The organism is Paracoccus pantotrophus (genome assembly GCF_008824185.1).
Taxonomy (GTDB): domain Bacteria; phylum Pseudomonadota; class Alphaproteobacteria; order Rhodobacterales; family Rhodobacteraceae; genus Paracoccus; species Paracoccus pantotrophus.
The window spans coordinates 325,235-344,248 of the sequence record NZ_CP044426.1 but is presented as its reverse complement, the minus strand read 5'-3'; the positions used below and the strand labels follow the sequence as shown (position 1 = coordinate 344,248).

Sequence of the window (19,014 nt, the reverse complement as noted above, 5' to 3'; positions counted from 1 at the left end):
GCCGTCGCATGCCTCCGGCGGGGGTATTTGGAAAACGGAGAAAACCGGGAGAGGCGGGCTGATGGAGCGAATGCCGAAATGGGCGGATGTGATCCTGACGCCGCTGATTTCTCTGGTGCTGGCCTTTGGCATCTCGGCACTGGTGATCCTGGCTATCGGTGAAGATCCCGTCGAGGCGCTGAAGGTGATGGTCCAGGGCGCACTGGGATCCAGCTATGGTTGGGGCTTCACCCTGTATTACACAACGAATTTCATCTTCACCGGCCTGGCGGTCATGGTCGCCTATCATGCCGGGCTGTTCAACATCGGCGGCGAGGGGCAGGCCGCCCTGGGGGGCCTGGGCGTCGCGCTGGTGGTACTGGCCCTGCCCTGGCCGCATTGGGCCTTCGCTCTGCCGGCGGCGGCGGTCGGGGCGGCGCTGTTCGGGGCGCTTTGGGCGCTGATCCCGGCCTGGCTGCAGGCCCGGCGCGGCAGCCATATCGTCATCACCACCATCATGTTCAATTTCATCGCCGCGGCGCTGCTGAACTATGTCCTGGTCAACCTGCTGCGGCCCGTGGGCAGCATGGACCCGGCCTCGGCCCGGTTCCCCGCGGCGGCGCATCTGCCGAAGCTTTCGGACATGGCGCTGGGGCTCGGCTTCGAATGGGGCCGGAACACGCCCGCCAATGTCACCTTCTTCGTCGCCATCGCCGCCTGCCTGCTGGTCTGGCTGCTGATCTGGCATACGCGGCCGGGCTATGAGATCCGCGCCTTCGGCAAGTCCGAACAGGCGGCGCTTTACGCCGGCATCTCGCCGGTGCGGATCACGGTCCTGGCCATGCTGGTCTCGGGGGCGCTGGCCGGGCTGATGGCGATCAACAACGTCATGGGCGAGGCCGAGCGGCTGATGCTGAACGCGGTCGAGGGCGCCGGCTTCATCGGCATCGCCGTGGCGCTGATGGGCCGCAACCACCCGTTCGGGGTATTCCTGGCGGCGCTGCTCTTCGGCTTCCTCTACCAGGGCGGGGGCGAACTGGCGCTGTGGACCTCGATCCCGCGCGAGCTGATCGTGGTCATCCAGGCGCTGGTGATCCTGTTCACCGGGGCGCTGGACAACATGGTGCGCATGCCGCTGGAACGGCTGTTCACGGCGCTGCGCCGGAAGGGGGCGTGATGGATTTCGCGACCGTGATCCAGATCCTCGATTCAGCGGTGCGGCTGATGACGCCCCTGCTGCTGGCCTGCCTGGCCGGGCTTTATTCGGAGCGCGCCGGGGTCTTCGATATCGGGCTGGAAGGCAAGATGCTGATGGCGGCCTTCACCTCGGCCTCGGTCGCCTATGCCACCGGCAGCGCCTGGCTGGGGCTGCTGGCCGGGATCGCCGGCGCCGCGGCCATGGCCGGGCTGCATGGCCTCGCCTCGATCAGCTTTCGCGGCAACCAGCTGATCTCGGGCGTGGCGATCAACTTCCTCGCCTCGGGGCTGACGGTGCTTCTGGGGCAGAAGATCTTCGGGCTGGGCGGGCGCACGCCCTCGCTCTCCGGCGCGGCGCGGTTCGGCGAGATCACCCTGCCCTTCGCCGACAGCCTGCGCCCGGTGCCGGTGATCGGGCCGGTCTATGCCGAGCTGATCTCGGGCCACACCATCCTGGTCTATATCGCCTTCGCCATGGTGCCGCTGACCTGGTGGGTGCTCTATCGCACCCGCTTCGGGTTGCGGCTGCGCGCGGTGGGCGAGAACCCGGCCTCGGTCGATACCGCTGGCGTCTCGGTCACCCGGCTGCGCTTTGCCGCCGTGATGATCTGCGGGGTGCTTTGCGGCCTCGCAGGCGCCTATCTCGCCACCGGCATCTCGGCCGGTTTCGTCAAGGAGATGACCGCCGGGCGCGGCTTCATCGCGCTGGCGGCGCTGATCTTCGCCAAGTGGCGGCCATGGAGCGCGCTTTTCGCCACCTTCCTGTTCGGGCTGATGGAGGCGGTGGCGAACCGCTTCCCGAATCTCGACCTGGGGGTGGTGACCGTGCCCTCGATGTTCATGAACGCCCTGCCCTATATCCTGACCGTCATCATCCTGGCCGGCTTCGTCGGCCGCGCCATCCCGCCCCGCGCCGGAGGAGAGCCCTATGTCAAGGAACGCTGAACTCGCCGATCTGATCCGCAGCCGGGCGGGGGACGCGCCGCCGGAATACGGGCTGATCCTCGGCTCGGGGCTCGGGCATCTGGCGGCGGCGGTCGAGGGCGTGGCGATCCCCTATTCCGACCTGCCGGGCTTTCCGCATGCCGGGGTGTCGGGCCATGTGCCGCAACTGGTCGTCGGACAGCTGGAGGGGCGGCGGGTCGCGGTCCTGGGCGGGCGGGCGCATTACTACGAATCCGGCCGCGCCGATGTCATGCGCCTGCCGCTGGAGGTGCTGAAGGCACTCGGCACCCGGCAGCTGATCCTGACCAATGCAGCGGGCAGCCTGCGCGCCGAGATGCCGCCGGGATCCCTGATGCTGCTGTCGGACCACATCGCCTTCGCCGGCACCAATCCGCTGATCGGGGAACCCAGCGAGGCGCGCTTCGTGCCGATGACCGACGCCCATGACCCGGGCCTCCGCGCCGGGCTCAGGGCCGCCGCCGAGGCCGATGGGATCGCGCTGCCCGAGGGGGTCTATTGCTGGTTCTCGGGGCCTTCCTTCGAGACCCCGGCCGAGATTCGCGCCGCCCGCATCCTGGGCGCCGATGCGGTCGGCATGTCCACCGTGCCCGAGGTGATCCTGGCGCGCTTCCTGGGCCTGCGCTGCGCCGCCGTCTCGGTCATCACCAATATGGGCGCCGGCCTCTCGGACGAATCGATCAGCCACGAACATACCAAGGCCATGGCGCCGCTGGGCGCGGCCAAGCTGGAACGCATCCTGCGCCGCTTCCTTGGCCAGGGCGCCTGACCCCGGCTTCTTTCTTGTTCAAATATCCCCGCCGGAGGCCGCCGAGCGTGCCGCCGGCGCCGGCCCGGCAAGCTCAAGCCCCGCCAGCACCGCCTCGACCGCCGAAGCGGCGGCCTCGAGGTCGTCCAGCCCGTCCAGCGCCACCGCCGGCCCGCGACCGTCGTCATGGCGCGCCCGGTGCTTCTCATAGCGTGGGTCGTAATGGTCGCGCATCAGCCCCTCGGCCAGCCCGCGCCAGTCGGCGGCATCGACCAGGCGCAACCAGCCCTCGATCCGCTCGGCCGGGTGCAAGGGCCGCAACAGCGCCACGATCCGCGCCACGGCCTCGGGATCGGCGCAGGTCTCGGCATAGGCGCGTTCGGTATAGGCGGCGCGGGCCTCGACCGGCACGGCCAGACGGATGCGCGGCGCCGCCGCGATCGCCTGCCAGATGCCGCGTGGCAGGTTCAGCGCGCCGATGCGCGAGCTTTCGGCCTCGACCAGCAGCGGCCGCGCGGGGTCCAGCGCCTCCAGCGCCAGGGCGAGGCGGCTTTCGAACAGCTTCTGCGATGGCTGGCCGCCCGGCAGCGCCCCGAACAGGCTGCCGCGATGGTTCGCCAGCCCCTCCAGGTCGATGACTTGGTGGCCGCGCGCCGCAAGCCGCGCCAGGATTTCGGTCTTGGCGCTGCCGGTATTGCCGTCCAGCACCACCACCGGCGCGGCCACGGGTGCCGTGACCCGCGCCACCACCAGCGCCCGCCAGGCCTTGTAGCCGCCCTCGATGCGGCCGACACGCCAGCCGATCTGCGACAGGATGGTGGCGAAGGCCCCCGAGCGCTGGCCGCCGCGCCAGCAATAGACCAGCGGCCGCCAGCCGCCGCCGAAACCCGCCAGCGGCCCGGCGATATGACGCGCGGCATTGGCGGCGACCATGGCGCCGCCCAGCTTGCGGGCATCGAAGGGGGAAACCTGCTTGTAGATCGTGCCGACCTGCGCGCGCTGCTCGTCCGACAGCACCGGCAGGTTGATCGCGCCCGGCAGGTGATCCTCGGCATATTCCGAAGGCGAGCGCGTGTCGATGACGGTATCGAACCCGGACAGCACCGGGTCCGACAGCGATGTCAGGCGGATGTCCACTTAGTAGACGTAGACCGGGGTTCCGATCGGCACCTGCTCGAACAGGTCCATCACCGCCTCGTTGCGCATGCGGATGCAGCCGTTCGAGACGGCGCGGCCGATCGAGTTCGGCTCGGTCGTGCCATGGATGCGGATCGAGGTGTCGTTGCCCCTGGCGTCGTAAAGATACAGCGCCCGCGCGCCCAGCGGGTTGGACGGGCCGCCCGGCATGCCGTCGGCCCATTTGGCATATTGGCCGGGATTGCGCTTGATCATCGCCGGCGTGGGGGTCCAGCTGGGCCATTCGGTCTTGCGCCCGACGGTGGCGCGGCCCTTCCAGACCAGCTCGGCCTTGCCCACCGCGACGCCATAGCGCACCGCCCGGCCAGGCGCGATGACGTGATAGAGGAAGAAATCCTTCGAGACCACGACGATGCTGCCGACCTCGAAATCGTTGCGGATCGAGACCTCGGTCGGGGCATAGGGATCGCGCCGGGGCTCGGCCTTGGTGGTCAGCGCCGCGGGCTGGGCCTGTGCCAGGGCCAGCGAGGGCACGGCCACCAGCGGCAAGGCGGCCATCAGCATCTGTCTGCGGTTCATCTGTCCGTCCTGAATCCTTGCGTTTCTTGACCATGCGCCTAACCGCTCGGGCGGCCGGGATCAACTCAAAGCGCCGTGACGCGGTTGAAACGCGCGGCAAACGTGCCTAGCTTGCATCGGGAAAGGACCGCCCGCCATGACCTGCGCGACCTGTGCCTCCATCCGCCGCCCGCCGCGTCGCGCGCCCGTGCGCGCCCCGCATTTGTGCCGGGGCCGGGGCGGGCGCGGTTGCCGCTGCCATGTCGCGGCCCGTCCGCGCCTGGCCCGTCCCATGCTGGCGGGCGATGGCCATCCGCTGCGCTGGCGCCCCGCGCCGGGCGACGGGCCGCTGCCCCAGCAGCTTCTGCACCACGCACCGCACCATCCGCAGGCTCCGCCACACCCTGTCTGAATCGCGCCTTCTTTCGCCATTCTGACAGGACAATCCGATGAAACATCACCCAAACGATGCCGAGCTGACCGTCTCGGGCATGAGCTGCGCCTCTTGCGTGGGCCGCGTCGAAAAGGCGCTGGCCGCCGTGCCGGGCGTCCGTGATCCGCAGGTCAACCTGGCCACCGGCCGGGCGCATTTCCGCCTGGCCGCGCCCGAGGCCCTGCCCCGCGCCGTCGAGGCGCTGGCGCGGGCCGGCTACCCGGCCGAGCCGCAGCAAACCCGCCTGGCCATTGAGGGCATGACCTGCGCCTCGTGCTCGGGCCGGGTCGAAAAGACGCTGGCCGCGCTGCCCGGCGTGACCACGGCGCAGGTGAACCTGGCCACCGGCAGCGCCACCATCCGCCATTCCCCCGCCGTCGCGCCGCAGGCGCTGGCCGATGCAGTGACCGCCAAGGGCTATCCGGCGCAGGTGCAGGCCGAGGCCGGCCATCACATGCACGACCATGGCGGCGATGCGGCCACGCTGAAGCGCAATTTCCTGGTCGCCCTGGTGCTGACCCTGCCGGTCTTTGTCGCCGAGATGGGCGGCCATGCCTTTCCCGCCTTCCATCATTGGCTGCACATGGCCATCGGCCAGCGCACGCTCTGGGTGCTGGAGTTCCTGCTGACCACCGCCGTCCTGGCCGGGCCGGGGCGGATGTTCTTCCGCATCGGCATCCCCGCGCTGATGCGCCGCGCACCCGAGATGAACAGCCTGGTCGCGCTCGGCGCCTCGGCGGCCTGGCTCTATTCGACGGTGGCGACCTTCGCGCCGGGCCTGTTGCCGCCGGATTCGGTGCATGTCTATTTCGAGGCCGCTGCCGTCATCGTCACGCTGATCCTGCTGGGCCGCTGGCTGGAAGCCCGCGCCAAGGGCCAGGCCGGCGACGCCATCCGCCGGCTGATCGAACTTGCTCCCGACAGCGCCCATGTCGAGCGCGACGGCCGCATCGTCGAAATCCCGGTGGCCGAACTGCATCCCGGCGACATCGTGCATCTGCGCCCCGGCGAGCGGGTGGCGGTGGACGGCGTGCTGACCGAGGGCAGCGGCGCCATCGACGAATCCATGCTGACCGGCGAGCCGGTGCCGGTCGCCAAGCAGCCGGGTGATCCCGTGACCGGCGGCACGGTGAACGGCAACGCGGCGCTGGCCTATCGCGTCACCGCGACCGGCGGCGACACGGTGCTGGCCCGCATCATCCGCATGGTCGAGGACGCGCAGGCCACCAAGCTGCCGGTGCAGGCGCTGGTGGACCGCATCACCGCGGTCTTCGTGCCGGTGGTGATCGGGCTGGCGGCCCTGACCTTCGCGCTGTGGATGATCTTTGCCGGCGCGCTGGGGCAGGCGCTGGTCGCGGCGATTGCGGTCCTGATCATCGCCTGCCCCTGCGCCATGGGGCTGGCGGTGCCGGTCTCGATCATGGTCGGCACCGGGCGCGGCGCGGAACTGGGCGTGCTGTTCCGGCGCGGCGACGCGCTGCAAAGGCTGGCCGAGGCGCGCATCGTCGGCTTCGACAAGACCGGCACGCTGACGCAAGGCGCGCCCGCCCTGACCGCCATCGAGGCCGAGGAGATCGCGCCCCTGGACGCCCTGCGTCTTGCCGCCGCGGCCGAGGCGCGTTCGGAACACCCGCTGGCGGCCGCCATCGTCGGCGCCGCGCACGGCAAGGGGCTGGAGCTGCCCACGGCCGAGGCGGTTCAGGCTGCGGCGGGCCGCGGGCTTTCGGCACGGGTCGAGGGGCACGCGCTGCTGATCGGCAATGCCGCCGCGCTGGCCGAGGCGGGCATCACCGCCGCCCCCGCCCTGATCGCCGCGGCCGAGGGCTGGGCGGCGCATGGCGCGACCCCGGTGCATCTGGCCGTGGACGGCCGGCACGCCGCCGCCATGGCCCTGGCCGACCCCATCCGCCCCGAGGCGGCCGAGACCGTGGCCGAACTGCACGCGCTTGGCCTGCAAACCGCGATGATCTCGGGCGACGTGCAGGCCACGGCCGAGGCGGTGGGCCGCCAGCTGGGCATCGACCGCGTGACCGCCGGCGTGCTGCCCGAGGGCAAGCTGGCCGCCATCCGCGAGATGGGCCCCGGCACGGTCTTTGTCGGCGACGGCATCAACGACGCCCCGGCGCTGGCCGCGGCCGAGACCGGCATTGCCATCGGCACCGGCACCGATGTCGCCATCGAATCGGCCGAGGTGGTGCTGGTCGGCGGCGATCCGATGGGCGTGGCGCGGGCCATCCGCCTGTCACGCAGCGTCATGCGCAATATCCGGCAGAACCTGTTCTGGGCCTTCGGCTACAATGTGGCCCTGATTCCCGTGGCCATGGGGGCGCTGGTGCCCTTTGGCGGGCCACAGTTGTCACCCATGCTGGGGGCCGGGGCCATGGCGCTGTCCTCGGTCTTCGTGGTCAGTAACGCGTTGCGATTGAGGCGTGCCGCATGATGCTGAAAGCCCTTGTCCTGATCCTGGCCCTTGCGGCCGCACCGATGGCGGCGGCGACGCCGCTGCGCATCCTGGCCTTCGGCGACAGCCTGACCGAAGGCTACGGCCTGCCGCGCAAGCACGGGCTGGTGCCGCAATTGCAGGACTGGCTGAGGGCGCGCGGCCATGACGTGCTGGTGCTGAACGGCGGGCTTTCGGGCGACACCACGGCGGGCGGACGGGTGCGGATCGGCTATTCGCTGGCCCGCCACAAGCCCGATGCGGTGATCGTCGAGTTGGGCGGCAACGACCTGTTGATGGGCTTTTCCCCCGCCATGGTCGCAGACAACCTGGATTCGATCCTGGGCCAGGCCGGCAAGACCGGCCGGCCGCTGCTGCTGGTCGGCATCGCCTCGCCCGACCATGACGACCCCTTGCGCCGCGACTGGGCCGAGATATGGCCGCGCATGGCCGCGCAGCACGATGCGCTGCTGATGGAGAACCTGTATCAGCCGCTCTTCGACCTGCCGGACGAGGGCTACAAGGCCATGCTGCAACCCGACGGGCTGCATGCCTCGGCCGAAGGGGTCGGGCTGATCGTGCAATCGCTGGGCCCCCAGGTCGAGGCGCTGATCGAAAGGGCCGAAGCCCGGCGCTAATGCGCGTGGCCGGGCATGCGCTTGTTGTCGACCGGCAGGCGGGCCCGGACCGTGCCGCAGGGGCCGAAATCCAGCGTCAGCGCCAGTTCCTCGCCATCCGCAAGCGGCTGCTTCAATCCCATCAGCATCACGTGATCGCCGCCCCGCGCCAGTTCGTGCCGGGCGCCGGCGGGGATCCGGATCGGACCCGCCTTGACCATCCGCATCACGCCGCCCTCGTCGCGATGGGTATGCAATTCGACCCGCTCGGCCGCGTCCGAGGCGACCGAGGAAAGCGTGCAGGCCCCGGCGCCGCGATTCTCGATCACCATGAAGGCGGCGCCGGAACGGGGATCGGCGGCGCGGGCATAGCCGCCATGGATGACCAGCCCCGCATCCTGCGCCGGCGCGGCAAGGGGGATCAGGCCCAGGCAAAGGGCGGGCAGCAGCGGTTTCATCTCGTCTCCTTGCGCATCGGGCGAAGACTGGCGCCGGATGCGCCGCGCCGCAACCCGATTCCGCCCGCCACGGAAAAGGCCCGCCGAACGGGGCGGGCCTTGACGCGATGCCTTGCCGGGATCAGAGGCGCGAGGCCACGTTTTCCCAGTTCACCAGCTTGTCGAGGAAGTTTTCCAGGTATTTCGGCCGGGCGTTGCGGAAATCGATGTAATAGCTGTGTTCCCACACGTCGCAGCCCAGCAGCGCGGTCTGGCCGAAGCAGAGCGGGTTCACGCCGTTCTCGGTCTTGGTGACCTTCAGGCTGCCGTCCTTGTCCTTGACGAGCCAGGCCCAGCCCGAGCCGAACTGGCCGACGCCGGCTTCCGAAAACTTCTTCTTGAACTCGTCCACCGAACCGAAGGCTTCGGTCAGGGCCTTTTCCAGTTCGCCCGGAATGGCGCCGGGGTTCGGGGTCATCATTTCCCAGAACTGGGCGTGGTTCCAATGCTGGCTGGCATTGTTGAAGATGCCGTTCTGCGCCACGGCGCCCGACTGGTAGGTGCCCTTGACGATGTCCTCAAGGCTCTTGCCTTCCCATTCGGTGCCGGCGACCAGCTCGTTCAGCTTGTCGACATAGGCCTTGTGGTGCTTGTCGTGGTGGTATTCCAGCGTCTCCTTGGACATGCCGCCAGCAGCCAGCGCGTCGTGAGCATAGGGAAGATCGGGAAGCGTGAAGGCCATTTTCGGTTTCCTTTCCAACGGTTTCGGAATCTGTTCTGGCACAGCTGCCAAACGGGGAAAAGCCCTGTCGGCCGCTAAACGCCTTCAAGGCGGCGCGGGTTCCTGCCCTATCCCCCGCCAGGAGAGCCGCAGGCCCCGGTCCCGGTCATGATGTTGTCATAGCCCAGCGCCGTCACCGTCACCCGCGCGCTGCCATCGGCCTTTTGCACCGTCAGCCGAAAGTCCAGCCGCTCGGTCCGCTGCCCCGAGGCATTGCGCACCCCGGCCAGCGCCCAGCCATAGCTGCGGCTGGTGCGGTCATCGGCGGTGATCCTGGCCTCGATCGGCTGGCCGACGATGCGCTGCAGGATCGGGTCGAAGACCTCGATCCGGCCCTGGCGCGGGCCGGCGGTCTGGCGCGTCATCATGATGAACTCGGGCACCCAGCCGGTGCCGCTTTCGTCGAGGATCTGGCACATCATCACCACCGGCGGCTCTTGCCCCCAGGCCTGCGCCATGGCGGCGGGGCCCGGTGAAACCAGGCCGGCGAGGAGACAGGGCAAGACAAGGGCGGCGCGCATGGAATCAACCGGGTGGCTTTCACCCCCCATCCATACGCCGCCCTGCCGCCGCCACAAGTCCTAGCGCGGGCTAAGCTGCGTGCCCGGCGCCGCCGCGCCGGTCAGGATGCCGCGCAGGTAGTCGGTGACCGAGCGGAAGCCGATCAGCACATAGCCGCCCGGTTCGCGCCAGATGCCGCAGGCGACCTGGGCCGCGCGGGTGCGGCGCAGCCCGTCCTCGGGCATGGCCGCCAGGTCGGCGGGACAGAGCTTTGCCAGCACGTCCAGCGCGCGGGCGCCCTGGATGCGGAACACCGCGCGCATGTCGCTGACATCCAGCACCAGCGCGTGTTCAGTCGCAAGCGCGTCCTGCAGGGCGGCCAGCGCCTCGGCCGCCTCGGCGCACGGCAGGACCAGCAGCAGCTCGTCCGGCGACATCCAGCCGAGAGAGCGGCTGCCGTCGGTGGTGATGCGGCCCTGTCCGGGCAGCGCCACCCCGGCCGCCGCGGCGATGGCCTCGCCCGCCCGCGCCAGGTCGGCGCGGATCTGGATCATGCCCCAGTCCTGCACCTGAGAGATCTTCGCCAGTGCCTCAGCCATTCGCCCGGCTCCCTTCCTTGTCGTAGAAGACCGGATCGCAGATCCGCGCCTTGTAGCTTTCCTGACCCGCGACCGGGAACTCCAGCACCTCGCCCATGCGTTCCGGCCCCTGCCGCACCAGGCCCATGGCGATGGGCCGCTCCAGCGTCGGCGACATATAGGTCGAGGTCACGCGGCCCTGCACCTTGCGCTGGCCGTTGGCGTTCACGCCCTCTTCCACCGCATAGACGCCGTCGGGCAGCACCCGGCCGTCGACGCTTTCCAGCCCCACCAGCTTCCAGCGCCGGGGATCGGTCATGTGGCTGCGCTCCTGCGCGCGCTTGCCGATATAATCCGCCTTTTTCTTGCTGATCGCCCAGTTCAGGCCCAGATCCTGCGGGATCACCGTGCCGTCGGTCTCGTCGCCGATCATGATGAAGCCCTTTTCGGCGCGCATGACATGCATCGCCTCGGTGCCGTAGGGGGTAACGTCCAGGTCGCGCCCGGCCTCATGCAGCCTTTCCCACAGTTCAAGGCCGCGGTTCGCCGGCACCGCCACCTCGAAGCTGAGTTCACCCGAAAAGCTGATGCGATAGACGCGGGCGGGAATGCCGGCGATCTGGCCCTCGGCCCAGCCCATGAAGGGCAGCGCCTCGGGGGACAGGTCCATGCCGCCCAGCCGCTCCAGCAGCACGCGGGCCTTCGGGCCGACCACGGCGACCTGCGCCCATTGCTCGGTGACATTGGCGGTCCAGACCTTCCAGTCCCACCATTCGCATTGCAGCCAGTCCTCGAAATGGCCGTGCATGCGCTCGGCGCCGCCGGTGGTGGTGTGCACCAGCCAGGTGTCCTCGCTGAGCCGCGCGGCCACGCCGTCGTCCACAAGGAAGCCGTTCTCGTTGCAGATCAGCCCATAGCGGCACTTGCCCACCGGCAGCGTGGACATCATGCCGGTATACATCATGTCGAGGAACCTGCCCGCATCCGGGCCCTTGACGATGATCTTGCCCAGCGTCGAGGCATCGAGCGTGCCGACCGAGGCCCGCACCGCGCGGATCTCGCGCGCCACCGCGTCGCCATGGCTTTCGCCCGCCTTCGGGTAGCAATAGGGGCGGCGCCAGTGGCCGACCGGCTCGAAGAAGGCGCCGCGGCTTTCGTGCCAGCCATGCATGGGCGTCTTGCGCAAGGGCTGGAAGATCTCGCCCCGCGCCTCGCCGGCGATGGTGCCCAGGGTCAGCGGCGTATAGGGCGGGCGGAAGGTCGTCGTGCCCGTGGCCGGGATCGGCTGGTTCAGCGCATGGGACAGCACGGCAAGGCCGTTGATGTTGCTGACCTTGCCCTGGTCGGTCGCCATGCCGAGGGTCGTGTAACGCTTGGTATGCTCGACGCTGTGATAGCCTTCCTGCGCGGCCAGTTCGACATCCGAGACCTTCACGTCGTTCTGGAAGTCGAGCCACATCTTGAACTTCATCTTGCGCGTGGCGTGGGCCGGCATGACCCAGACCGGCATGGTCGCGGATTCCGCCTGCGCGCCGGTCAGTTCCGGGACCAGCAGGTCGCCCGCCGCTGCACCCGCGCAGCTGGCCATCGCCTTGCCGTCGGCGCCGGTCGGCGGGCGGTTCGGGTCGGGGGCGAACATCGACTGCGCGTCGGACCAGTTCAGCTTGCCGCCGCAATGGCTCCACAGGTGGACCACCGGCGACCAGCCGCCGGACATGGCGACGCAATCGGCATCCACGGTCTCGGTGACCTGGCCCGAGCCGGAATGGGCGCAGATCTTGACCGCCTCGACCGCCTGGCCGCCCTTGATGCCGGCAATGGCGCTGCCGGTCAGGACGCGCAGGCCGCGGGCGCGCACCGCTGCGGGCAGCGCCCCCGTGGCCGAACTGCGCGCGTCGATCACCGCGGCGACCTCGAGCCCGGCATCCAGCGCCGCCAGCGCGGTGCGATAGGCATCGTCGTTATTGGTGACGACGACGATCCGCCGGCCCGGCGCCACGCCGTAAAGGTCGATGTAATCGCGCACGGCCGAGGCCAGAATGACCCCTGGCACGTCATTGCCGGCAAAGCTCAGCGGCCGCTCCAGCGCACCGGTGGCGACGATCACATGGCCCGCGCGGATGCGCCACAGGCGCTGGCGCGGGATGCCCGCGTTCGGGTCGTGATCGGCCAGCGATTCCCGCACCAGCAGATAACCGTGGTCGTAAAGCCCGGTCGCCTGGGTCGAGCGGCGCAGGGTGACGTTCTCCATCCCCCGCAATTCCGCCAGCAGCGCATCGACGCGGGCTTGGCCGTCGGCATGGTCGGTCGGCGTGCGGCCGCCGAAATGCGGTGCCTGCTCGACCAGCCAGACCGACTTGCCCCGGCGCGCGGCGTCGCGGGCCGCGGCCAGCCCGGCGATGCCGCCGCCGACGACCACCACGTCCACATGGGCATAGGCCTGTTCGTACTTGTCCGGGTCGGGATCGGTCGGGGCCTTGCCCAGGCCGGCCGAGCGGCGGATGATCGGCTCGAACACATGTTTCCAGAAGCCGCGCGGATACATGAAGGTCTTGTAATAGAAACCGGCCGGGAAAAAGCGATAGAGCCAGTTGTTCACTGCGCCGATATCGGCGTTCAGACTGGGCCAGCAATTCTGGCTGGCGGTGACCATGCCGGCGACCAGCGGCGTGGTGGTGGCGCGCTGGTTCGGCTCGAACCGGCCGCCCTGACCGAGGCCCAGCAGCGCGTTCGGTTCCTCGGCGCCCGAGGCGATCGGGCCGCGCGGGCGGTGATACTTGAAGCTGCGGCCCATCATCAGCTGGCCGTTGGCCAGCAGGGCCGAGGCCAGCGTATCGCCCGCGACCCCGCGCATCTGGCGGCCGTCGAAACGGAAGGGCAGTTGATAGGCGCGGTCGATCAGGCGGCCGCCGCGCGGCAGGCGGAAGGGTCCGGTCCGGGTCATGCGTTCAGGCTTTCGGCGGGGGTATCGACAGGGGTTTCGGCGGAGGTTTCGGGCCAGTCGGGCTGCCAGTCGGGACGCGCAGCCTGGATGGCGGCGACGATCTCGGGCGTGGGATGCGGGGTCTGGGCGCTGTAGGTGCCAAAGACCTGCAGCGTAGCGGTGTCACGCGCCGCCAGGAACCACTTGCCGCAGCCATAGGCATGGCGCCAGCGTTCGAAATGCACGCCCTTGGGGTTCTTGCGGGCGAAAAGATAGGCCTCGAACTCGGCATCCGACGAGCCGGGACCGAAGCGCTTCAGATGCGCCTCGCCGCCGGGTTGCAGCTCGGTTTCCTCGGCCGCGACGCCGCAATAGGGACAGGTCAGGGTCAGCATGGATCACTCCTTGGGCGGCAAGGCGCGCAGGCGGGCCGGCGCCCAGAGGGTCGGCCGGGCGCGCAAGGCGGCGATGGAAGGCAGGGGCCCGGCAAGGCATCCGCAGCCCGCGATGCCCGGCGGGGCTGCACGGCTGGCAAGGATGGCGGGGGCCGGGAACAAGGGCACGGCGCGGCGGCGCAGCGCATGGGAGGGGCGGCCTGTTCGGCCGTCGCAGATGACACGGCAAGGAACCGAGGGGCACAACGCCCCCCGGCCCTGGAGAGAGAGGGCGCCCGAAGGCGCCGGGAGGGACGCCTTAGTTGGCCGGAGCCGGGGTGGCAGGCTCGGCCGGCTCGGGAACAGCGGGATCGGCCGGAGCAGCATCGGCCGGCGGCTCGACCGAGACGGCGCCGTCATCGACCGGCGCGGGCTCGGACGAGACGGCCGGCGCGGCGGGCGGCTCGGTCGCTGCCGGTTCGGTGCCGGAAGACACGAACCAATAGATGACGACCAGCACGACGACGACGACGCCGACGATGAGCCAGAGGTTGCTCTTGTTCTGTTCGGCCATGAAGAAAACTCCTTGGTCATGGTGACGTGATTCAACAATTCACCAGACAGGAAACAGTTTCCCAACCCTTGCACGAAATTTTCCACCGCAACCGGCACTTGGGCAAAAATCGGCCCAAAAACCGCATGCGCCGGCAGGATCATGCCCGCGCTGCGCATCAATGCGCCACCCCCGCGGCGACGCTTTCGTCGATGAAGCGGCCCTCGGCGAAACGGTTCAGCCCGAAATCGGCGGCCAGCGGGCCGGGCCGGCCCTTGGCCAGCAACTCTGCCATCGCCCAGCCCGAGCCGGGGATGGCCTTGAAGCCGCCGGTGCCCCAGCCGCAGTTGACGAAGATGTTGCCGACCGGCGTGGTGGACAGGATCGGCGAGCGGTCGCCGGTCATGTCCACGATGCCGCCCCATTGCCGCAGCATCTTGAGCCGCGACAGCATCGGGAAGGTCTCGATCAGCGCGCGCACGGTTTCTTCGACATGGTGCCAGGAGCCGCGCTGGGTGTAGTTGTTGAAACCGTCGGTGCCGCCGCCGATCACCATCTCGCCCTTGTCGGATTGCGACAGATAGCCGTGGACGGTGTTGGCCATGATGACCAGGTCGCAGCAGGGCTTGATCGGCTCGGAAACCAGCGCCTGGAGCGCCAGCGATTCGATGGGCAGGCGGAAGCCGGCCATCTCGGCCAGGACCGAGCTGTGGCCGGCGGCGATCAGCGCCAGCTTGTCGCATTCGATCCGGCCCTTGCCGGTGTTCACCGCGCGGACCTGGCCGTTCGCGGTCTCGATGCCGGTCACTTCGCAGTTCTGGATGATGTGCATGCCCATGGCCGAGCAGGCGCGGGCATAGCCCCAGGCCACGGCGTCGTGGCGGGCGGTGCCGCCGCGCTCCTGGTAAAGCCCGCCCAGGACCGGATAGCGCGGCCCGTCGATATTGATGATCGGCAGCATGTCCTTGATGCGCTTCGGGCTGACCCATTCGGTCGCCACGCCCTGTAGCTGGTTGGCATAGACGGTGCGCTTGTAGCCGCGCACCTCATGCTCGGTCTGCGCCAGCATCAGAAGGCCGCGCGGGCTGAACATGATGTTGTAGTTCAGATCCTGCGACAGGTTCTCGTAGAGTTTCAGCGCCTTGTCATAGATCGCCGCCGACGGATCCTGCAGGTAATTCGAGCGGATGATGGTGGTGTTGCGGCCGGTATTGCCGCCGCCCAGCCAGCCTTTCTCGATCACCGCGACATCGGTGATGCCGAAATTCTTGCCCAGGTAATAGGCGGTGGCAAGGCCATGGCCGCCGGCGCCGACGATGACGACCTGGTATTTCTTCTTCGGCTCGGGACTGGCCCAGGCGCGTTTCCAGCCGGTATGCAGCCGCATCGCCTCGCGCGCGATGGCAAAGACCGAATAGCGGCCGGTGCTGGAACTTGCAGATGCGGGCATGGGGAACCTCTTGCGACTCGACCCGTGCAGAGTGAAGCGGGGGCGGTTTTCGGGCAAGCCGGGTTGCGACGGGGCGATTGTCGAATTGCGTCACGGCCCGGCGCAGATGTCCCGCGGCCCGCTTCGCGATTTGTCGCAGGGCTTTGACTTTCTCGGCCGGCGGAAAACCGCTATCACCGGACCAGCCAAAGAGAGGAAGCCGATGTTCTGGATCATCTGCGCCGCGCTGGCAGGGGTGGTGGCCTTGGCCATCGCCGCGCCGCTTCTGCGCCGGCAGGGCGAGGCGGCCGAGCCCGCCGCCGCCTATGACCTGCGAATCTATCGCGACCAGCTGCGCGAGGTCGAGCGCGATCTGGAACGCGGCGTGATCGACGCGGCGGATGCCGAGCGGCTGCGGGTCGAGATCGGCCGCAAGGTGCTGGCCGCCGACCGCGCGCTGGAACGCGCCGGCAGCACCCGGCGCAGCGCCGGCGGCTGGGCGGCGCTGGCGCTCTTGGCCGCGCTGCTGGGCGGGGCCTTCCTGACCTATCAGCGCCTGGGCCAGCCCGACAGCCCCGACGCCCCCATCGCGCAGCGCATCGCCCAGGCGCAGGCGCTTTACGACAGCCGCCCCAGCCAGGCCGATGCCGAGGCGCAGGCCCCCAGGCCCGCCCGCCCCGAGCCCGATGCCGAATATGTCGCCCTGATCGAGCGGCTGCGCGAGGCGGTGCAGAAGAACCCCAACGATCCGCGCGGCCTGGAGCTGCTGGCCGAGCACGAGGAACGGCTGGGCAACCTGGTCGCGGCCAAGGACGCGCAGCACCGGCTGGTCGCGCTGCGCGGCGACAAGGCCAGCGCCGAGGATCTGGCGCGGCTGGCCGGGCTGACGATCGAGGCGGCGGGCGGCATCATCACCCGCGACGGCGAGGAGGCGGTGGCCCAGGCGCTGGCGCGGGACGCCCGCAATCCGCAGGCGCGCTTCATGGCGGGGCTGCTGCACCTGCAGAACGGCCGGCCCGACCAGGCCTTCCCGGTCTGGGCCCGGCTGCTGGCCGAGGGCCCCGAGAACGCGCCCTGGATCGCGCCGATCCGCGGCTCGATCCAGGATCTGGCCTGGTTTGCCGGCCACCCGGACTATACCCCGCCCGAACCCGCCGCCGTTGGCACGCCGGGCATGCCCAGCCTGCCCGCCATGCCCGGCCCGGATGCCGACGCCATGGCCGCGGCCGAGGAGATGACCGCCGAAGAGCGTCAGCAGATGGTCGAGGGCATGGTCAAGGGGCTGGAGACCCGGCTGGCCACCCAGGGCGGCACGCCCGAGGAATGGGCGCGGCTGATCTCGTCCCTGCCGGTGATCGGGCAAAAGGACCATGCCGCCGACATCCTGGCCGAGGCGCGCAGGCAATTCGCCGGCAATGCGCAGGCGCTGGAGGTCATCGAGGCGGCGGCGAAACAGGCCAGCCTGGAATGATCTGCGAGGATATCGAAAGCTTTGCCGAAGCCCTGCCCCGCACCGGCGCCGTGGCCGGGCTGGACCTGGGCACCAAGACCATCGGCGTCGCGGTCAGCGACGGGCTGCGCGGCGTCGCCTCGCCGCTGACGGTGATCCGGCGCACGAAATTCACCGCCGATGCGCAGGCGCTGCTGCAGATCGCGGCCGAGCGGGCGCTGGTCGGGCTGGTGCTGGGCCTGCCGCGCAACATGGACGGCAGCGAGGGGCCGCGGGCGCAATCGACCCGCGCCTTTGCCCGCAACCTGGAACGGCTGACGCCGCTGCCGATCACCTTCTGGGACGAGCGGCTGTCGACCGTCGCCGCCGAACGGGCGCTGCTGGAGGGCGACACCTCGCGCAAGCGCCGCGCCGAGGTCATCGACCAGGTCGCGGCCGGCTATATCCTGCAAGGCGCGCTGGACCGGCTGCGCTTTCTGGGGGCCGGCGGATGAAGCCCTCGACCCCCTGCATCGACATCTGCCAGATCGACCCGGCAAGCCGGCTTTGCACCGGCTGCCTGCGCAGCATCGACGAGATCACCCGCTGGGGCCGGATGACCGAGGCCGAGCGGCTGGCCATCATGGCAGCGCTGCCCGCGCGCCGGCCGGCGGATTAGCGCGTCACCACCCGCACCTCGCGGATCGCGGCCTTGAGCCGCACCCGGGTTTCCACCGGCTCGCGCGCCACCGCATCCAGAATCGCCCGCATGTCGCCCCTGAGCCCGTGGAGCTGGTCGACCAGCGACAGCACCAGGGCCAATGCCTCCTCGTCGAGGTGATAGCCCTCGGCCAGGTCGACGACCAGGTTCAGCCGGGCCAGGTCGATCTCGCGAAACAGCGGCCCCTGTTCGGATTGCACCGGCACGACCACGCCGGCACGGATATAGCGGTCCAGCTGCTCGGGCGTCAGATCGCCGACCGCCTCCAGCGTCTCGGTCAGGGTGTAATGGCGCTGGGTCATCTTCCCCTCCTCGGATCATAGGCATGGTTTTGGCGCCAGTTCTCCACGAAGCGCGCCAATTCATCATCGATTCTGGGCGGCATGACGATCTTCAGCACCACATGCTGGTCGCCGCGCCGCCCGTCCGCGCCCTTGATGCCGCGGCCCTTCAGCCGCAGCTTCTGGCCGGAACTGGCACCGCGCGGAATGGTCAGCATCACCGGGCCGTCGATGGTCGGCGCCTCGACCTTGCCGCCCAGCACGGCCTCGTCGATGGTGATGGGCAGCGTGGTCTCGATATCGTTGCCGTCGCGTTTCCAGTCGGGATCCTCGGCCACGATCAGGGTCAAAAGCGCATCGCCCGGCTCGCCATTGCCCATGCCGGGGCCGCCCTTGCCGCGCAGCCGGATCACCTGGCCGTCATGCGCACCCTCGGGGATCCTGACCTCCAGCACAGCCCCGTCGGGCATGGTGATCCGGGTCGAGCCACCGCGCGCCGCGGTCATGAAGTCGATCTCCAGCGTGAATCGCTGGTCTGGGCCGCGCATGTCGAAGCTGCGCGCGCCGCCGCGCCGCCCGCCGCCGGCACGACCGCCGAACAGGTCCGAAAACACATCCGACAGATCGTCGAAACCATGCGGCTGGCGATAGGGGTTGTCGCCCTGCTCGGCATATTCGCGATAGTAATGCCGCTGCGGCCGCTCCTGCCCCTGGGCGTCGATCTCGCCGCGGTCGAAACGCGCACGCTGCTCGGGATCCTTCAGCAGGTCATAGGCGGTCGAGGCGGCCTTGAAACGCTCATGCGCGGCGGGGTCGGGATTGAGGTCCGGGTGGTCGGTCTTGGCGATCCGGCGATAGGCCCGCTTGATGTCGTCCTGGCTGGCATTCTTGCCCAGCCCCAGCGCCTTGTATGGATCGTCGGCCATGGCCGCGGC

The 19,014-nt window shown here is 69.6% G+C and carries 20 protein-coding genes; 8 read left to right on the top strand and 12 right to left on the bottom strand.

What is annotated here, in order from left to right; all coding sequences use genetic code 11:
• Positions 1-61: 61 nt before the first annotated feature.
• From ESD82_RS12120 to ESD82_RS12110, 3 genes are read left to right on the top strand one after another with little or no spacing between them, the layout of a single operon-like run.
• Positions 62-1,156 carry an ABC transporter permease gene (locus tag ESD82_RS12120; protein WP_028709904.1) on the top strand — a complete coding sequence of 365 codons (1,095 nt, stop codon included), beginning with the start codon at positions 62-64 and terminating at the stop codon, positions 1,154-1,156.
• Positions 1,156-2,121, top strand: a complete 966-nt coding sequence (locus ESD82_RS12115) for an ABC transporter permease (protein ID WP_024842952.1) — start codon at positions 1,156-1,158, stop codon at positions 2,119-2,121. The genes ESD82_RS12120 and ESD82_RS12115 overlap by 1 nt, the downstream gene beginning before the upstream one ends.
• Positions 2,105-2,908 (top strand): purine-nucleoside phosphorylase, encoded by an 804-nt coding sequence (locus ESD82_RS12110; protein WP_024842953.1) that lies wholly within the window; start codon positions 2,105-2,107, stop codon positions 2,906-2,908. The genes ESD82_RS12115 and ESD82_RS12110 overlap by 17 nt, the downstream gene beginning before the upstream one ends.
• Before the next feature lie 18 nt (positions 2,909-2,926).
• Here ESD82_RS12110 and mnmH read toward each other — a convergent pair whose 3' ends face one another.
• Together mnmH and ESD82_RS12100 are read right to left on the bottom strand one after the other, a co-directional pair.
• The gene (mnmH, locus tag ESD82_RS12105; protein ID WP_024842954.1) at positions 2,927-4,024 is read right to left on the bottom strand and encodes a tRNA 2-selenouridine(34) synthase MnmH; all 1,098 of its coding nucleotides are present in this window, start codon (positions 4,022-4,024) and stop codon (positions 2,927-2,929) included.
• Positions 4,025-4,603 (bottom strand): L,D-transpeptidase, encoded by a 579-nt coding sequence (locus tag ESD82_RS12100; RefSeq protein WP_024842955.1) that lies wholly within the window; start codon positions 4,601-4,603, stop codon positions 4,025-4,027.
• 428 nt (positions 4,604-5,031) lie between these two features.
• Here ESD82_RS12100 and ESD82_RS12095 point away from each other — a divergent pair, with 428 nt between their 5' ends.
• On the top strand, positions 5,032-7,455 hold the full coding sequence (locus tag ESD82_RS12095) for a heavy metal translocating P-type ATPase (protein ID WP_024842956.1): 2,424 nt from the start codon (positions 5,032-5,034) through the stop codon (positions 7,453-7,455).
• On the top strand, positions 7,452-8,093 hold the full coding sequence (locus ESD82_RS12090; protein ID WP_147428221.1) for an arylesterase: 642 nt from the start codon (positions 7,452-7,454) through the stop codon (positions 8,091-8,093). Before ESD82_RS12095 ends, ESD82_RS12090 begins: the two co-directional genes overlap by 4 nt.
• Here the strand turns inward: ESD82_RS12090 and ESD82_RS12085 are convergent.
• From ESD82_RS12085 to ESD82_RS12050, 8 genes are all read right to left on the bottom strand, one after another.
• Positions 8,090-8,530, bottom strand: coding sequence for a copper chaperone PCu(A)C (locus ESD82_RS12085; protein WP_024842958.1), 441 nt, complete (start codon positions 8,528-8,530; stop codon positions 8,090-8,092). The two genes, ESD82_RS12090 and ESD82_RS12085, sit on opposite strands and share 4 nt — an antisense overlap.
• A gap of 121 nt (positions 8,531-8,651) precedes the next feature.
• Positions 8,652-9,251: a superoxide dismutase gene (locus ESD82_RS12080; protein WP_024842959.1), complete on the bottom strand. Its 600-nt coding sequence runs from the start codon at positions 9,249-9,251 to the stop codon at positions 8,652-8,654.
• Positions 9,252-9,358: 107 nt separating this feature from the next.
• Positions 9,359-9,811 carry a hypothetical protein gene (locus ESD82_RS12075; protein WP_024842960.1) on the bottom strand — a complete coding sequence of 151 codons (453 nt, stop codon included), beginning with the start codon at positions 9,809-9,811 and terminating at the stop codon, positions 9,359-9,361.
• 60 nt (positions 9,812-9,871) lie between these two features.
• On the bottom strand, positions 9,872-10,390 hold the full coding sequence (locus ESD82_RS12070; protein WP_024842961.1) for a sarcosine oxidase subunit gamma: 519 nt from the start codon (positions 10,388-10,390) through the stop codon (positions 9,872-9,874).
• The gene (locus ESD82_RS12065; RefSeq protein WP_024842962.1) at positions 10,383-13,313 is read right to left on the bottom strand and encodes a sarcosine oxidase subunit alpha family protein; all 2,931 of its coding nucleotides are present in this window, start codon (positions 13,311-13,313) and stop codon (positions 10,383-10,385) included. Before ESD82_RS12065 ends, ESD82_RS12070 begins: the two co-directional genes overlap by 8 nt.
• Positions 13,310-13,687 (bottom strand): sarcosine oxidase subunit delta, encoded by a 378-nt coding sequence (locus tag ESD82_RS12060; RefSeq protein WP_024842963.1) that lies wholly within the window; start codon positions 13,685-13,687, stop codon positions 13,310-13,312. The genes ESD82_RS12065 and ESD82_RS12060 overlap by 4 nt, the downstream gene beginning before the upstream one ends.
• Before the next feature lie 298 nt (positions 13,688-13,985).
• Entirely contained in the window at positions 13,986-14,240 is a 255-nt protein-coding gene (locus tag ESD82_RS12055; RefSeq protein WP_024842964.1) for a hypothetical protein, read from the bottom strand.
• A gap of 157 nt (positions 14,241-14,397) precedes the next feature.
• Entirely contained in the window at positions 14,398-15,669 is a 1,272-nt protein-coding gene (locus ESD82_RS12050) for a sarcosine oxidase subunit beta family protein (protein WP_024842965.1), read from the bottom strand.
• Between the two features lie 202 nt (positions 15,670-15,871).
• Between ESD82_RS12050 and ccmI the strand changes: the two genes are divergently transcribed.
• From ccmI to ESD82_RS12035, 3 genes are read left to right on the top strand one after another with little or no spacing between them, the layout of a single operon-like run.
• Positions 15,872-17,119: a c-type cytochrome biogenesis protein CcmI gene (gene ccmI, locus ESD82_RS12045; protein WP_024842966.1), complete on the top strand. Its 1,248-nt coding sequence runs from the start codon at positions 15,872-15,874 to the stop codon at positions 17,117-17,119.
• On the top strand, positions 17,116-17,592 hold the full coding sequence (ruvX, locus tag ESD82_RS12040) for a Holliday junction resolvase RuvX (protein ID WP_024842967.1): 477 nt from the start codon (positions 17,116-17,118) through the stop codon (positions 17,590-17,592). The genes ccmI and ruvX overlap by 4 nt, the downstream gene beginning before the upstream one ends.
• Positions 17,589-17,756 (top strand): DUF1289 domain-containing protein, encoded by a 168-nt coding sequence (locus tag ESD82_RS12035; RefSeq protein ID WP_024842968.1) that lies wholly within the window; start codon positions 17,589-17,591, stop codon positions 17,754-17,756. Before ruvX ends, ESD82_RS12035 begins: the two co-directional genes overlap by 4 nt.
• Here ESD82_RS12035 and ESD82_RS12030 read toward each other — a convergent pair.
• Together ESD82_RS12030 and ESD82_RS12025 are read right to left on the bottom strand one after the other, a co-directional pair.
• Positions 17,753-18,100 (bottom strand): hypothetical protein, encoded by a 348-nt coding sequence (locus ESD82_RS12030; RefSeq protein WP_024842969.1) that lies wholly within the window; start codon positions 18,098-18,100, stop codon positions 17,753-17,755. The two genes, ESD82_RS12035 and ESD82_RS12030, sit on opposite strands and share 4 nt — an antisense overlap.
• Positions 18,097-19,005, bottom strand: coding sequence for a DnaJ C-terminal domain-containing protein (locus ESD82_RS12025; RefSeq protein WP_024842970.1), 909 nt, complete (start codon positions 19,003-19,005; stop codon positions 18,097-18,099). Before ESD82_RS12025 ends, ESD82_RS12030 begins: the two co-directional genes overlap by 4 nt.
• Positions 19,006-19,014: the final 9 nt, after the last annotated feature.